The 13,566-nt window shown below is 69.4% G+C and carries 15 protein-coding genes; 7 read left to right on the top strand and 8 right to left on the bottom strand.

Annotation, left to right across the window (positions count from 1 at the left end):
• Nucleotides 1–63: 63 nt before the first annotated feature.
• The gene (locus tag ACYVN4_RS24150) at nt 64–1,659 is read right to left on the bottom strand and encodes an amidohydrolase (protein WP_460724268.1); all 1,596 of its coding nucleotides are present in this window, start codon (nt 1,657–1,659) and stop codon (nt 64–66) included.
• A 96-nt stretch (nt 1,660–1,755) separates the two neighbouring features.
• Here ACYVN4_RS24150 and ACYVN4_RS24145 point away from each other — a divergent pair, with 96 nt between their 5' ends.
• Both ACYVN4_RS24145 and ACYVN4_RS24140 read left to right on the top strand, forming a co-directional pair.
• Complete coding sequence (locus ACYVN4_RS24145; RefSeq protein WP_460724267.1) at nt 1,756–1,962, top strand: hypothetical protein; 207 nt, start codon at nt 1,756–1,758, stop codon at nt 1,960–1,962.
• Complete coding sequence (locus ACYVN4_RS24140; protein WP_460724266.1) at nt 1,955–2,275, top strand: hypothetical protein; 321 nt, start codon at nt 1,955–1,957, stop codon at nt 2,273–2,275. The genes ACYVN4_RS24145 and ACYVN4_RS24140 overlap by 8 nt, the downstream gene beginning before the upstream one ends.
• Nucleotide 2,276: 1 nt before the next feature.
• On the opposite strand, the gene ACYVN4_RS24135 is transcribed toward ACYVN4_RS24140, so the two are convergent.
• Nucleotides 2,277–2,702: a MarR family winged helix-turn-helix transcriptional regulator gene (locus ACYVN4_RS24135; protein WP_460724265.1), complete on the bottom strand. Its 426-nt coding sequence runs from the start codon at nt 2,700–2,702 to the stop codon at nt 2,277–2,279.
• A 61-nt stretch (nt 2,703–2,763) separates the two neighbouring features.
• Between ACYVN4_RS24135 and ACYVN4_RS24130 the strand changes: the two genes are divergently transcribed.
• Entirely contained in the window at nt 2,764–3,666 is a 903-nt protein-coding gene (locus tag ACYVN4_RS24130) for an LLM class flavin-dependent oxidoreductase (protein ID WP_460724264.1), read from the top strand.
• 30 nt (nt 3,667–3,696) lie between these two features.
• Here ACYVN4_RS24130 and ACYVN4_RS24125 read toward each other — a convergent pair whose 3' ends face one another.
• The 3 genes from ACYVN4_RS24125 to ACYVN4_RS24115 all read right to left on the bottom strand — a co-directional run bounded on the left by ACYVN4_RS24125 (nt 3,697) and on the right by ACYVN4_RS24115 (nt 5,951).
• Nucleotides 3,697–4,218 (bottom strand): FxsA family protein, encoded by a 522-nt coding sequence (locus ACYVN4_RS24125; RefSeq protein WP_460724263.1) that lies wholly within the window; start codon nt 4,216–4,218, stop codon nt 3,697–3,699.
• A gap of 81 nt (nt 4,219–4,299) precedes the next feature.
• Nucleotides 4,300–4,962 carry a response regulator gene (locus ACYVN4_RS24120; protein WP_460724262.1) on the bottom strand — a complete coding sequence of 221 codons (663 nt, stop codon included), beginning with the start codon at nt 4,960–4,962 and terminating at the stop codon, nt 4,300–4,302.
• A 23-nt stretch (nt 4,963–4,985) separates the two neighbouring features.
• Entirely contained in the window at nt 4,986–5,951 is a 966-nt protein-coding gene (locus tag ACYVN4_RS24115) for a GlxA family transcriptional regulator (protein WP_460724261.1), read from the bottom strand.
• Between the two features lie 70 nt (nt 5,952–6,021).
• Here ACYVN4_RS24115 and ACYVN4_RS24110 point away from each other — a divergent pair, with 70 nt between their 5' ends.
• On the top strand, nt 6,022–6,660 hold the full coding sequence (locus tag ACYVN4_RS24110) for an HD domain-containing protein (RefSeq protein ID WP_460724260.1): 639 nt from the start codon (nt 6,022–6,024) through the stop codon (nt 6,658–6,660).
• 12 nt (nt 6,661–6,672) lie between these two features.
• On the opposite strand, the gene ACYVN4_RS24105 is transcribed toward ACYVN4_RS24110, so the two are convergent.
• Nucleotides 6,673–8,010, bottom strand: coding sequence for a sensor histidine kinase (locus tag ACYVN4_RS24105; RefSeq protein WP_460724259.1), 1,338 nt, complete (start codon nt 8,008–8,010; stop codon nt 6,673–6,675).
• Nucleotides 8,011–8,133: 123 nt separating this feature from the next.
• Here ACYVN4_RS24105 and ACYVN4_RS24100 point away from each other — a divergent pair, with 123 nt between their 5' ends.
• Nucleotides 8,134–8,901 (top strand): TSUP family transporter, encoded by a 768-nt coding sequence (locus ACYVN4_RS24100; protein ID WP_460724258.1) that lies wholly within the window; start codon nt 8,134–8,136, stop codon nt 8,899–8,901.
• Here the strand turns inward: ACYVN4_RS24100 and ACYVN4_RS24095 are convergent, their stop codons facing one another.
• Complete coding sequence (locus ACYVN4_RS24095) at nt 8,902–9,744, bottom strand: TetR/AcrR family transcriptional regulator (protein ID WP_460724257.1); 843 nt, start codon at nt 9,742–9,744, stop codon at nt 8,902–8,904.
• Between the two features lie 187 nt (nt 9,745–9,931).
• On the opposite strand from ACYVN4_RS24095, the gene ACYVN4_RS24090 reads away from it, so the two are divergent.
• Nucleotides 9,932–11,458 carry a TldD/PmbA family protein gene (locus ACYVN4_RS24090; RefSeq protein WP_460724256.1) on the top strand — a complete coding sequence of 509 codons (1,527 nt, stop codon included), beginning with the start codon at nt 9,932–9,934 and terminating at the stop codon, nt 11,456–11,458.
• Nucleotides 11,459–11,497: 39 nt separating this feature from the next.
• Entirely contained in the window at nt 11,498–12,895 is a 1,398-nt protein-coding gene (locus ACYVN4_RS24085; RefSeq protein ID WP_460724667.1) for a metallopeptidase TldD-related protein, read from the top strand.
• A gap of 22 nt (nt 12,896–12,917) precedes the next feature.
• Here ACYVN4_RS24085 and ACYVN4_RS24080 read toward each other — a convergent pair whose 3' ends face one another.
• Complete coding sequence (locus ACYVN4_RS24080; RefSeq protein ID WP_460724255.1) at nt 12,918–13,526, bottom strand: GNAT family N-acetyltransferase; 609 nt, start codon at nt 13,524–13,526, stop codon at nt 12,918–12,920.
• Between the last annotated feature and the right edge of the window lie 40 nt (nt 13,527–13,566).

The raw sequence follows: 13,566 nt of genomic DNA, 5'->3' as shown, positions 1-13,566 counted from the left end.
ACCGTCACATCCTGCTCGATCGGCTCGGAAACAGCTGTCCCGGAGGATTTTTCGGGGTCGTGCTCAGGCTTCATGGATGGTGACTCCGCGGTGGACGGTGCGCAGGCAGTTCGGTGCGGGGGCGTCCGGGGTGAGCGGGGGGAGGCCGGGGACGCGGGAGCGGGGGTCGGTGGACCAGCGCTGCACGGTGTCGGCGGCGGCCGCGACCACGAGTTCGCGGGCATCCCAGATGGCATAGGAGGCAGGGGCTCCCGGGACCAGGGTGCCCGCGACGCCGTCGCGGACGCCACCGGCGCGCCAGGCGCCGCGGGTGGCGGCGGAGAAGGCGGCGCGTGGGGAGATCTGGTGGCCGGGGGTGCGGTGATTCACCGCGGCGCGCAACGCTTCCCACGGGTCGAGGGCGGTGACGGGGGCGTCGGAGCCCAGTGCGAGGGAGATGCCCGCGGAGGCCATGGCGGCGAAGGGGTTCAGGGTGGCGGCGCGTTCGGCGCCGAGGCGGGTGGCGTACATGCCGTCGGGGCCACCCCAGGCGGCGTCGAATCCCGGTTGGACGCTGGCGATCACGCCCCAGGCGGCCAGCTTTTCGATCTGCTCGGGCGTCATCATCTCGGCGTGTTCGAGGCGGTGCCCGCGCGAGGCGACGGCCGGGCCGCCGAGGCGGTCCACGACCTGTTCGAAGCCGGCGACGACCGCGTCCATGGCGGCATCGCCGATCACGTGGAATCCGGTCTGAATTCCGGCTTCGGTGCAGGCCAGCACGTGTGCGGCAATGGCTTCGGTATCGAGGTAGGAGGTGCCGACGGTGTCCCGGTCGGCATAGGGCGCGCGCAGCCAGGCGGTGTGCGAGCCGATCGCGCCGTCGACGAAGAGGTCACCGCCGAGCGCGTGCACGCCGAGTTCCTTGACCAGCGTGCGCGCTTCGTCGGCGCTGCGCACGGCCTGTCCCCAGTAGGCGCGCACTTCGACCCCGTGCGCGAAATCGAGGAGTTCGCGCACGTCCTCGGCTCCGGAGATCTCGGGTCCCGCGCATTCGTGCACGGCTACAACACCCTTGGCGGCGGCCGCGTCCAGCGCCACGCGGCGGGCCTGATCACGCTGTTCGCGGCTCAATGCCCCTAGCGCCGCGCCGCGCACCCGATGGTGTGCGTCCGCACGCAGCGGTTCGCCCCGGGTGAATCCGGTGGCTTCGGTGATGCCGGGAACCGAGTCCAGCAGCGCCGTGGATGCGACGGCCGAATGTGCGTCCACCCGAGCCAGATACACCTGTCGGCCGGGCGCGGCGGCGTCGAGCTCCGCCACGGTCGGCGGGCGTCCGTCGGCCCAGCGGGTCTCGTCCCAGCCTTCCCCGAGCACGACGCCCTCGGGCTGCGCGATCGCGAAGTCGCGCACCGCGGCCAGGCATTCCTCGAGCGAATCGGCCTGCGCCAGATCCAGTCCCGTCAGCTTCAACCCCAGCGCGGTCACGTGCACATGCGGGTCGACGAATCCCGGGGCCACGAACGCCCCGTCCAGTTCCACGATCTCCGCGTCCGGATGCAGCGCCCGTCCCGGTGTGTCCAGCCCGACCCATACCACGGTCCCGTCGCTGACGGCCATGGCCGTCGCGTCAGGATTGCTCGAACTGTAGATACGACCGCCGACAAGCAACTGGGTACTCACGGGTGCCCAGTCTGCCGGACGTCCCGCCCGCACCCACAACTGCACCGCACGTCGCGGTCCCCGAATGCGGTGCTACCACGGTGCTACCGTCATCGGATGAAGATCTCCATCTCGCTTCCGGACGATCGCGTCACCCAATTGATCAAGGAACAGCCGAACGTCTCCGACTTCCTCTACCGGGCGGCCCGCCGCATGTTGGTCGCCGAGGAGCTCGCCGCACTCACCGCCGATCCCGAGGCCGTGGCCTTCGCCGAGGCCGCCGAGGCCGCCTCGCTCGCGGCGTGGGCCGCCACCGGTGAGTGATATCCCCGGCATCCAGGGCGAGATCTGGACGCTACGCGGCGTCCGCGACCGCATCCACACCGTCGTCGTCCTCGACTCGGTCCCACACGTGGTGCGCGGCGGCCTGATCGCGGTGGCCATGGTGATCCCCACCCGCGAGGCCCCCAATCCCCGTGCCCTGCTAACGGTTCCGATCCCGGACACCGATCAATCGGTGGCCATCTTCCGCCTCAGCACCTTCAGCGCCTCGCTGTTCCTCGAGAAGGTCGGCATGCTCGACCCGGACACCCTCGAGAATGTCCGCATGGCGTTGCGCGCCCGCTTGGACCTCTAGGTCACCGGGTCAGGGTTCGCAACGCGTCGGCCAGCCCGGCCGCGCCCGCACCCAGGGGTGCGAGGAAACGGGCTTCGGCCTCGGACCGCACCCGCTCGGCCGCCGCCAGCCGCGCGTGCCCTTCGTCGGTGAGTTCGACGATGTTCTTGCGCCGATCCTCGGCGCTGCGCCGCCGCACGATCAGTCCCTTGCTCTCGAGCAGGTCGGTGAACTGGGTCATCGTGGTCCGGTCGATGCCCAGGCGCTGGGCGAGATCCAGTTGCGACAGCGGGGTGTCGGTGTCGTCCAGCAAAACCAGGACCGACAGCTCCCGGCTGTCGATTCCCAACGGCCGCAGCGCCGTTGCGATCTCCTCCGCCAACTGGTGATAGGCGCGCTTCAGCAGGTAGCCGAGGCGGGAGCGCAGAACATCGTCGGAGTCGGCCATGCCGCCGATCTTATCGCCCTACTGATAGTCAGCAGCACTGATCATCAGTACAGTTGATGGAATGGTGGATATCGAATTCGGCGTGAAGACCACGCCTCAACGGGTCGCCTACGGCGACATCCTGCGCGTTTGGGAGGAGGCCGACGAACTGCCCGAGATCGCCGACGCCTGGCTCTGGGATCACCTGCTCCCTGTGAACGGGCCTGCCGACGGGGCGATTCTGGAGGGCTGGACGCTGCTCGCCGCGCTGGCCGCCCGCACCCGGCGGCTGCGGCTGGGACTGCTGGTGACCAGCAACCGGATTCGCGAACCCGCGGTGCTGGGCAAGATCGCGAGCACCGTCGACGCCGTCTCCGGCGGGCGGTTGATCATGGGTCTCGGGGTGGGCGGCACGCGTCAGCCCGCCGATACCGGCGGCATCGCCGGACCCAATCCGGCCGAGGCCGAATACACCGGCTACGGGCTGCCGATCGTCTCCCCCGGCGAGGGCCTGGCACGACTGGCCGAGACCATCGAGATTCTCGAAAGGATGTGGAGCGAGCCGGAATTCGACTTCCACGGCCGCTACTACACGCTGCTCGGCAACCGCAACGAGCCCAAGCCCGTGCAGCGCCCGCCGCTGCTGATCGGCGGCTGGGGTGATCGCACGCTGCGGCTCGTGGCCGAACGCGCCGACCTCTGGAACATTCCGGGCCCGCCGCACAACGACCTCGAATTCCTCACGGGGCGTTCGCGAATGCTGGACGCGCACTGCGCGGAGATCGGCCGGGATCCCGCCGAGATCACCCGGTCGGTGCAGTACATCGTCGACTACGCCGACCCCGTCGGCACCCGCGACACCGTGCTGGAGCTGATCGGCGCCGGCTTCGGCCATCTCGTGCTGAGCCTGCGCGCGCCCTATCCGGACAAGGTCGCGGCGTGGCTGGTGGCAAACGTGATCACCCCGGTGCGCGAACGGCTTTGAGGCCGGGCACCGGGGTGAAGGTCGTGCGGATCAGCGCGGGTCGATGGCCCGGTAGCCGGGGCCGGGGCCCTGGCCGTCGTCGTAGTACTCGGTGACAACGGTCGCGTCGATGACCTCGCCGTCCGGGTCGATGACCTCGCCGTCCGGGTCGATGACGACATTGCGGTAGCCGTACGGGCCGACCGCGGTCGCGACGCGGCTCAGGCGACGTGCGGCGAAGGCGGCCACGACCGGGCGGAACAGGAAGCGGGTGAACGGCAGCAGGGCCAGCAGGCCCAGGGCGGTGGTGAGCAGGCCGGGCACGAACATGAGGACCGCACCCGTGGCCACCAGCGCGCCGTCGGCGACGGCGGTGCTCGGGTCGAGCTCACCGCGCGCGGCGCGGCGGAAACCCTGGAAGACGCGGCGGCCCTGGGAGCGGACCAGCACCAGACCCACGGCCGAACCCGCCAGCAGCAGCAGGATGGTGGGGAACACGCCGATGAAGTGACCGACCACGACCAGCGTGGCGATCTCGGCGACGAAGTAGGCGAGGAACAGCAGGGCAGGCATCGGGCGATCCTTTCGATCGATCTACTGCTGCAACGCGCGAGGACCCGATTTTTCTCCCGAATGCGTCCCCGGTCACACCGATCAGGCGCTACCCGGGCGAACCAGGCCGGTCTCGTAGGCCAGGACCACGGCCTGAACCCGGTCGCGCAGGCCGAGTTTGGTGAGCACGCGCCCGACATGGGTCTTGACGGTCGCCTCCGACAGGAACAGCTCACCCGCGATCTCGGCATTGGAACGCCCGGCCGCGATGTGCTCGAGCACCTCGCGTTCGCGCGCGGTCAGCACGTCGAGGATGCCCGGGTCGCGCCCTGCGGCCGGATCCTCGGCGATGAGCCGATCCAACAGCCGCTTGGTCACCTTCGGCGACACCACCGCATCCCCCGCCGCCACGCTGCGAATCGCGGAGATCAGATCCTCCGGCGGAGTGTCCTTGAGCAGGAACCCACTTGCCCCGGCCCGCAACGCCCCCAGCGCATGCTCATCGAGATCGAAGGTCGTCATCACCAAAACCCGGCTCCCCCACCCGGATTCGATGATCCGTGCGGTCGCGGTAACCCCGTCGGTCACCGGCATCCGCACATCCATCAACACCACATCCGGCCGCAACTCCCCCGCCCGGGCAATCGCGGTAGCCCCGTTGTCGGCCTCCCCCACCACTTCGATATCGGGGTGGGCACCGAGCACCATCCGCAACCCCGCACGCATGAGCTCCTGGTCATCGACAACTAGAACGGTGATCGGCACCCCCACAACCTAACTGGTCGCGGCTAGGAATCCGTCGGCGGTCGGGTGGTGGTGAAGCGGTTGCGGTAGTCGGTGGGGGTGGTGCCGAGGTGGCGGGCGAAGGCGCGGCGGAGGGTTTCGTCGCTGCCCAGGCCGCTGTGGTGGGCAGCCGCGGTGACGGTGTGGCCGTCGAGGAGGAGTCGGCGGGCGGTGTCGAGGCGGATGCGTTCGACCCAGCGGGCCGGGGTGGTGCCGAGTTCGGAATGGAACAGGCGGGTGAGGTGGCGGGTGCTGAGCGATGCGGCGGCGGCCATGGCGGGCAGGCTGTGGTCGGCGGTGGGGTCGGCGATGATCGCGAGAGTCAGGGGGTGCAGGAGGCTGCCGGGTGCGGGGGTGCTTGCGGCGGCATCGGCGAATTGGGCTTGGCCGCCGGGGCGGCGGATGAAGAACACGAGTTCGCGGGCGACAGTTCGGGCCACGTCGGGGCCGTGATCGTCCTCGACCAGGGCGAGGGTGAGGTCGATGCCCGCGGTGATGCCCGCCGAGGTGACGAATCGGCCGTCGTGGACGTGGATCGAGTCGGGGACCAGGCGGACGCGAGGATAGCGGCGGGCGAGGGTGTCGGCGTGCCGCCAGTGCGTGGTGGCACGGCGACCGTCGAGCAGACCGAGTTCGGCCAGGACGAACGCGCCGGTGCAGACCGAGGCGACCCGGGTAGCTCGGGCGGCGAGTGCTCTCGCCGTCGCGAGCAGCTCATCCTCGATAGGTTGCGCTGCGAGCCGGTCGCCGCCAGCGATCACGAGCGTGTCGATCGGCCCGGCGGTGGCTGCGGTGGCCGTATCCGAGAGCGCCAATCCCGTTGCGGTGGTGACGGTTCCACCATTCGCGGAGACCAGCGTGACCGCGTACGGGCGCCCCAGCGCGCCCGCCTGATGCAGCACCTCCGAAGGGCCGCTGACGTCGAGCAGAGTCACGCCGTCGAAGACGACGAACGCCACGCGATGGGTCATGTCCGAATCTGTGGTTCTTGTGTCTGAAAGGACATGGTGCCGACACTACGCACCGGCGAGGCTGAACACCATGACTGAATCGATTGCGGGCGTGAACATTCCGGACACCACCCTGGCCAAGGAGGCCACCGAGCTGGTGCGGGCTGCCGCCTCACCACTGTTGTTCGACCATTCCCGGCGGGTTTTCCTGTGGGGCGCCCTGCGCGGACGGGAGGCCGGGCTGCGGTTCGATGCCGAACTGCTGTACGTGGCGGCCATGTTCCACGACCTCGGCCTGACGCAGACCTTCGGGCGCACCGACCAGCGCTTCGAGATCGACGGCGCGGATGAGGCGCGGCGCTTCCTGCTGGCCCACGGCATCACGGGCGAGCCGGCTGACCTGGTGTGGACCGCCATCGCGCTGCACACCACGCCGGAGATCCCCTTGCACTTGGCTCCCGAGATCGCGCTGGTGACCCGCGGTGTCGAGTTCGATGTGCTGGGAATCGGTTACGACGCGCTCTCCGACGAGCAGCGCGCGGCCGTGGTGACCGCGCACCCCCGCCCGGACTTCAAGAACGGCATCCTCGCCGCCTTCACCGAAGGCATCCGAGCCCGCTCCGCCACCACCTTCGGCAATGTAAAAGCCGATGTCCTGGCCCACTTCGTGCCCGGATTCGAGCGCGGCGACTTCGTCGAGGTCATCAAGAACTCCGACTGGCCGGAGTAGGCGACCGCCCTCTTACTCGTCGGGGAGGTCGCGGTCCAGCGGGATGGTGGCGCGGACGGTCCAGCCGCCGTGCGGGTTTCGGCCCGCCGTCAAGGTGCCGCCCAGCACGGCGATGCGTTCGCGCATGCCGACCAAACCCAGGCCGCTACCGGGGATGCGCTCGGAGGCGGGCGGTACCCGGGCCGGGGTGGCGACGGTGAGCGCCGGTTTGGTTGACCCGCCGCCGTTTCCGTTGCCGCCGTTGCCGGTGCCCCCGATGCCGTCGGCGGTGACGATGCGGTGGCTGCCGGACCCGTGGCCGCAGTGGCCGGTGGGGCTGCTCGGGGCGGCCGCCGTCACCGGCACGCCGCCGGAGTCGGTGATGTCGAGCAGCACGTCGGTGTCGCGGCGGGTGACACTGACCGCGGCGTGCGGGGCGGCACCGGCATGGCGCAGGGTGTTGGTGAGCGATTCCTGCACGATGCGGTGGATGCCGAGACTGACCTCCGGGGTGACGGTGTCGAGTTCGCCGCTCAGTTCCAGGGATATGTCCAACCCGGCACTGCGCATCATGTCGACCATCTTGGCGATGCCCGCGGTGCCGTGCTGCGGAAGTTGTTCGGGCGCATGCTCGGTGCGCAGCAGCTCGACCGTGCGGCGTAGCTCGCGCAGCGCGTCGCGGCCGGTCCCGGCGATGGTGGACAGTGCCTGCTCGGCGGTGTCGGGATCGCGGCGCAGCGCGAAGCGAGCCCCGTCGGCCTGCACGATGATGACGCTCACCGCATGGGCGACCACGTCGTGCAGTTCGCGGGCGATGCGGGTGCGTTCGGCGGCGACCGCGTCGTGCGCGCGGCGTTCCCGGTCGTAGTCGGCGACTGCCAGGCGGGCGGCGACTTCCGCGTCGTAGGCGTGGCGCGCGCCCACGAATTCGGCCAACGTCCAGCACAGCGCGTAATAGAGCGCGGTAAACGCAATGTCGGTGCCCGACGGATTACCGATCGCCATCGCTGAGATGAGGCTGTCGAGCACGAGAATGCCCAGGTAGATGAGTCCTTGTCGGCGGCCGACATACGCAACGAGGGTGTAGAGCATGATGCCCAGCCCCAACAGCGCCGGATGCACCGACTTGTCTCCCACGGCTCCGTGCACCATCGAAGCGGTGACCGACAACAGCACCATGCCGATGGCCGCGGCCCGGGTGTGCGTGCGCCGGAACACGATCGGCACCACCAACACGACACTCAACACCAGGTAGGTGGCCTTGTAGGTGCTGTTGCTCACGGCCAGCACGTCGATGCCCAGCAGCAGCAGGGCCAGAATCGTATCGGTGATGAGCGGCTTGCCCCGCAACCACAAACTGAACCGGCGCACCAGACCACCCTACGGTCCGCCCACCGCGACCTGCGGTCCCGCTCCGCCGAGGCCGACTCGCTCGAGCCCATCCGGCAACCCGACGGTTTGATCTTGTGCCGTCACCTCTGATTGGGTCTGTCTGTGAGCCTTGCGGACTGGGCGGTCCTGCTGACCGCGGCGACGGCGGCCGGTTGGGTCGATGCGGTGGTCGGGGGCGGCGGGTTGATCGTGCTGCCGACCCTGTTCGTGGTGCTGCCCGGGCTGGCCCCGCAGACCGCGTTGGGCACCAACAAGATCGCGGCGTTCTCCGGGACCAGCGCCGCAGTGATCACCTTCGCGCGCAAGGTGCCGATGCGGTGGAAGGTGCTGCTACCGGGCGCGGTGATCGCCGCGATCGCGGCGGCCTGCGGCTCGGCGGCGGTCGCGCTGATCGACAAGAAGTACTTCGTGCCGATAGTGATGGTGGTGCTGGTCGGGGTCGCGATCTTCGTGACCATGCGCCCCTCGGTGGGCGTCACCATGGCCACCCATCCCCCGACCCGGCGCAAGACGATCCTGGTGGTGGCCTTGGCCGCGGGGTTGATCGGCCTCTACGACGGCATTCTCGGTCCGGGCACCGGCACGTTCCTGATCATCACATTCGCCACCCTGCTCGGCACCGAGTTCGTGCGCGCCGCCGCGATGGCGAAGGTGATCAACTGCGGCTCCAACCTCGGCTCGCTGATCTACCTGGCCAGCACCGGTCACGTGCTGTGGGCACTCGGCCTGTCGATGGCGGTGGCGAATGTGGCGGGCTCCGTGGCCGGTTCACGCATGGCGCTGGCCAAGGGCGCGGGTTTCGTCCGCGCCGTCCTGTTGATCGTCGTCACCGTCATGGTCATCCGCCTCGGCTGGCAACAGTTCAGCTGATCAGACGCGGGCGTCGTCGGGTTGGCGGTGGCCGCCGGGGAGGGAGCGGGGACCACCACTGTCGAAGGTGGAGCGCTGCAAGGACTCCGGGGTGAGGCGGTGGATGGTCGCGATGGGCCGGAAGGCTTCCGGGTCCGCCTGGTAGGTCTCCGGTCCCGGATGTAGTGGACCGTCCGACAACAACGCGGCCTGCTCACCGGGGAGTTCGCGCGGCGCGGGGGCGGGCTGGGACAGCCACGGCGCCAGCACCTTCGAGGTGGTCTCCTGGATCTTGCGTTGCAGCGCTTCCCCGTCCTCGAGGCCGGGCCGCTGGAACAACACGGTGAGCGCGCCCGACACGGCCCCGACGACCGCGCCGACCAGCGCGGCCGCGCCGACATCGTCGAGTTCCTCCGGGAACGCGCCACGCAACTGCCGGGCGATCTCCTGCTGGGAGGCGAGCTGCGCGTAGGCGGCGCGACCGGACACGGCGGGCACGGTGCGCGAAACCTGTGCGCGCAGTACCGCGATCCGCGCGGCGAGGGTGTCGCCGAGATGATCGCCGGGATTGTCACCGGCCGCGCGCAGGGCGCGCAGCAGCACCTCGACCGGGCGTTCCCCGGGGCGGCGGGTGGCGATGGCGCGCACGGCGGCCTGCACTCTCTCGTCCGGCTCGGGGAACAGTAGTTCTTCTTTGCTGGCGAAGTAGTTGAAGAACGTTCGGGTGCCGACTTCGGCGGCGGCCGCGATATCGGCGACGGTGGTCGCCTCGTATCCTCGGCTCTCGAACTGTTCGACGGCGGCTTCGAGCAGGGCTCGGCGGGTGCGTTCCCGTTTACGATCTCGCAGTGCGGATGGCGGCACGCGGGCAGACAGTACGGCATCCGGTCAGCAATACGTGGCATGTGCAGCCGTTGTGCGTGCCGTTTCACGGTGTGCTCCTTCGCACTTCACGCATCGTTGCAGCGTATGCAGTTTTGCGTGGGATGAATTTCGTTCCGGCTGCGTGGTTTGTTGAACGCCCGGCGTGTCGGCCTCTAGGTTGGATCTTGTGAGCATCGCTACCAAGGTTGTGGACGAACAGTTCCGCGCGCTGCCGCTGTCCGCGCTCGCCGACGCCGCGCTGAGCGCGGCCCGCGCGGCCGGGGCCGAGTACGCGGATCTGCGCGTGCACCGACTTGTGCAGCAGTCCATCCGATTGCGTGACGGCCGCGTCGAATCGGTGTCCGACAGCACCGATCTCGGGTTCGCGGTGCGTGTGATCGTTGACGGCACCTGGGGTTTCGCCTCGCATGCCGACCTCACCACCGCCTCGGCCGCCGAGGTGGCGCGGCGCGCGGTGACCGTCGCGCAGACGCTGCGTGCGCTCAATCGCGAACGCGTGGAACTGGCCCCGGAGCCGCGCTACGACGGCGCGGAGTACGTCTCCGCCCACGACATCGACCCGTTCACGGTGCCGACGCCGGAGAAAGTGGCGCTGCTGCTGGACTATTCGGAACGCCTGAAGGCCGCCGACGGCGTCGATCACGTGACGGCGTCGGTGCTGCAGGTCAAGGAGCAGACCTTCTACGCCGACAGCTTCGGCTCGCGCATCACCCAGCAGCGGGTGCGGCTGCATCCGGAGATCGAGGCCATCACCGTCGATCCGTCGGCGGGCGTGTTCGAGACCATGCGCACCCTCGCCGCCCCGGCCGGGCGCGGTTGGGAGTACGTGACCGGCGCGGACGGAACCTGGGACTGGGCAGGCGAACTCGCGCGGATGCCGGAATGGCTGGCCGAGAAGGTGAAGGCCCCGACCGTGGCGGCCGGGCCCACCGATCTGGTCATCGACCCCAGCAATCTGTGGCTGACCATTCACGAGTCGATCGGTCACGCCACCGAGTACGACCGGGCGATCGGCTACGAATCCGCGTACGCGGGTACCTCTTTCGCCACTCCCGATCTGCTCGGCACCCTGAAGTATGGCACCCCGATCATGCACGTGACCGGTGACCGGACCCAGGAGCACGGTCTGGCCAGCGTCGGCTGGGACGACGAGGGCGTGGCCGGGCAGCAATGGGATCTGGTGCGCGACGGCGTCCTTGTGGGCTATCAACTCGACCGGGTCTTCGCGCCGCGGCTGGGCCTGGAACGCTCCAACGGCTGTTCCTACGCCGACTCCGCGCATCACGTGCCGATCCAGCGCATGGCCAACGTGTCGCTGCAACCCGACCCCGAACGCGACACCTCCACCGCCGAACTCATCTCCCGCGTGGAGAACGGCATCTACATCGTCGGCGACAAGTCGTGGTCGATCGACATGCAGCGCTACAACTTCCAGTTCACCGGCCAGCGTTTCTTCCGCATCCGCAACGGCGAACTGGCCGGGCAGCTGCGTGACGTCGCCTATCAGGCCACCACCACCGACTTCTGGGGATCCATGGAAGCCGTCGGCGGTCCCTCGACCTGGGTGCTGGGTGGCGCGTTCAACTGCGGCAAGGCGCAACCCGGTCAGGTGGCGGCGGTCTCGCACGGCTGCCCGTCGGTGCTGGTGCGCGGCATCAACATTCTCAATACCCGCGCCGAGGCCGGGCAGTAGGAAAGGACCGACCGTGAGTAAGGAGCAAGCACAGTGAGTGTGCTCCCCGCCCCCGACGTCGTCGAACGCGCGCTGCGGTCCTCGCGCGCCGACGAGGCCATGGTGATCGTCACCGACGCGCACGAGGCCTCGCTGCGCTGGGCCGGAAATTCCATGACCACCAACGGTTCCTCGGTCGCGCGGGACTGGGTGGTGATCTCGATCTTCCGCGACGGACCCCATGCCGCGCGCGTCGGCAGCGTCAGCTCGACCAGCGTCGACCCGGCCGATATCGAGGCCGTGGTGCGCGCGAGCGAGCTGGCCGCCCGCGACGCCGAACCCGCGCGCGATGCCATGCCGCTGCTGGATCCCGACGCCGTGGACGCCGACACCCTCGACAAGCTCCTCGACTGGGAGGGCGAACCGGCGACCACCGATATCGGTGTGTTCACCACGCTGGCAGCCGATCTGGCCACCGGATTCGACGGCAGCGACCGCCTCTACGGTTTCGCCCACCACCAGATGCACTCCACCTGGCTGGGCACCTCCACCGGATTGCGGCGGCGCTGGCTGCAGCCGACCGGCTCGGTCGAGATCAACGGCAAGCGCGGCACCGGCAGCGAGCTGGCCAGTGCCTGGGTCGGTACCGGCACCACCGATTTCGCCGATGTCGACACCGCCGGGTTGCTCGCGGAACTCTCGCGTCGCCTGGATTGGAGCAAGCGTCGCGTCGAGCTGCCCGCGGGCCGCTACGAAACGCTGCTCCCGCCCTCCGCGGTCGCCGACCTGATGATCTACATGGCCTGGACGATAGAGGGCCGCGGCGCCCACGAGGGCCACACCGCCTTCTCCCGCGCGGGCGGCACGCGAATCGGCGAGCGGCTCACCGGGATTCCGCTGACCCTCTACTCCGATCCCAGCGCCGCCGGGCTCGAGTACCGGCCGTTCGTCGCGACGCCGTCGTCCTCGGAATCGCTGTCGGTGTTCGACAACGGCCTGACCGCGCAGCGCACCGACTGGGTTCGCGAGGGCGTCATCGATTCACTGGTCTATCCGCGGGCCACGGCCGCCGAATTCGATGCTCCCGCCACGATTCCCGGCGAGAACCTGCTCATGACCGGCGGCACCGATGCGAGCCTCACGGACATGATCGCGGCCACCGAACGCGGCCTGCTGCTGACCTGTCTCTGGTACATCCGCGAGGTCGACCCGGCCACCCTGCTGCTCACGGGTCTCACCCGGGACGGCGTCTACCTGGTCGAGAACGGCGAAGTCACCGGGGCGGTCAACAACTTCCGCTTCAACGAGAGCCCCCTGGATCTGCTGCGCCGCGTCAGCGAGGCGGGCCGCACCGAGATCACGCTGCCGCGCGAATGGAAGGACTGGTTCACCCGAACCGCCATGCCGCCGTTGCGGATTCCCGACTTCCATATGTCCTCGGTCAGCCAGGCCACCTAGATTCCCGGCGAGCGCGCGCGGATCAGTCGGCGCGCGCTCGCCGCATGAACCAGTTCGGTATGCCGAGCACGTCGGCCTCGTCGACGACCTCGAAGCCGAAGCCCCGGTAGAACTTCACGTTCTCGGGCTTGTCGGTCTCGAGGTAGGCCGCCGCGCCCCGATCGTCCACGCGCGCACAGAAATCCCGCAGCATCAGGGTGCCGATCCCGAGCCCCTGCAGCGCGGGATCCACCGCCACCGGCCCCAGATGCCAGTGCGGTTCGGCCGGATCGCGCTGCGCCCACTCGGTGCTCCAGCGAATCACCCGCCCGGTGGTTCCGACCGTGGTACCCAGTACCACCGTGGGCAGAATCCGCGCCTTCTCCCCCGGCACCGACTGACAGCGACCGGGCGGAGCCATCCCGCAGACTCCCACGACCCGGCCCTCGCGCAGTGCCCCCGCGACGGTGCCGCGCCCGGACACGCCGTAGACCGCCGCGCGGAAGAACCGGTGCAGCACCCGCTCCCGATGCGCCTCGTCACCGCCGAAGGCGGCCACATTGATCGGGTTGTCGCGCATCCCGTGCGCCAGCACCGCGGCCGCGTCGCGCCGCTGCCTCCGCACCAGGTCTCTGACCTCGATATCGACCATCGCCGCGCTCTCAGTTCGATCGGCCCCGCGCCTCCATCAT

It is taken from the genome of Nocardia heshunensis (assembly GCF_054782115.1).
This window is presented reverse-complemented; position numbering and strand designations above follow the sequence as displayed.

What these genes read in the sequence shown, in the direction of transcription:
- ACYVN4_RS24145 (WP_460724267.1), top strand. Translation starts at nt 1,756, where the DNA reads ATGAAGATCTCCATCTCGCTTCCGGACGATCGCGTCACCCAATTGATC.
- ACYVN4_RS24135 (WP_460724265.1), bottom strand. Translation starts at nt 2,702, where the DNA reads ATGGCCGACTCCGACGATGTTCTGCGCTCCCGCCTCGGCTACCTGCTG.
- ACYVN4_RS24130 (WP_460724264.1), top strand. Translation starts at nt 2,764, where the DNA reads ATGGTGGATATCGAATTCGGCGTGAAGACCACGCCTCAACGGGTCGCC.
- ACYVN4_RS24125 (WP_460724263.1), bottom strand. Translation starts at nt 4,218, where the DNA reads ATGCCTGCCCTGCTGTTCCTCGCCTACTTCGTCGCCGAGATCGCCACG.
- ACYVN4_RS24115 (WP_460724261.1), bottom strand. Translation starts at nt 5,951, where the DNA reads ATGACCCATCGCGTGGCGTTCGTCGTCTTCGACGGCGTGACTCTGCTC.
- ACYVN4_RS24110 (WP_460724260.1), top strand. Translation starts at nt 6,022, where the DNA reads ATGACTGAATCGATTGCGGGCGTGAACATTCCGGACACCACCCTGGCC.
- ACYVN4_RS24080 (WP_460724255.1), bottom strand. Translation starts at nt 13,526, where the DNA reads ATGGTCGATATCGAGGTCAGAGACCTGGTGCGGAGGCAGCGGCGCGAC.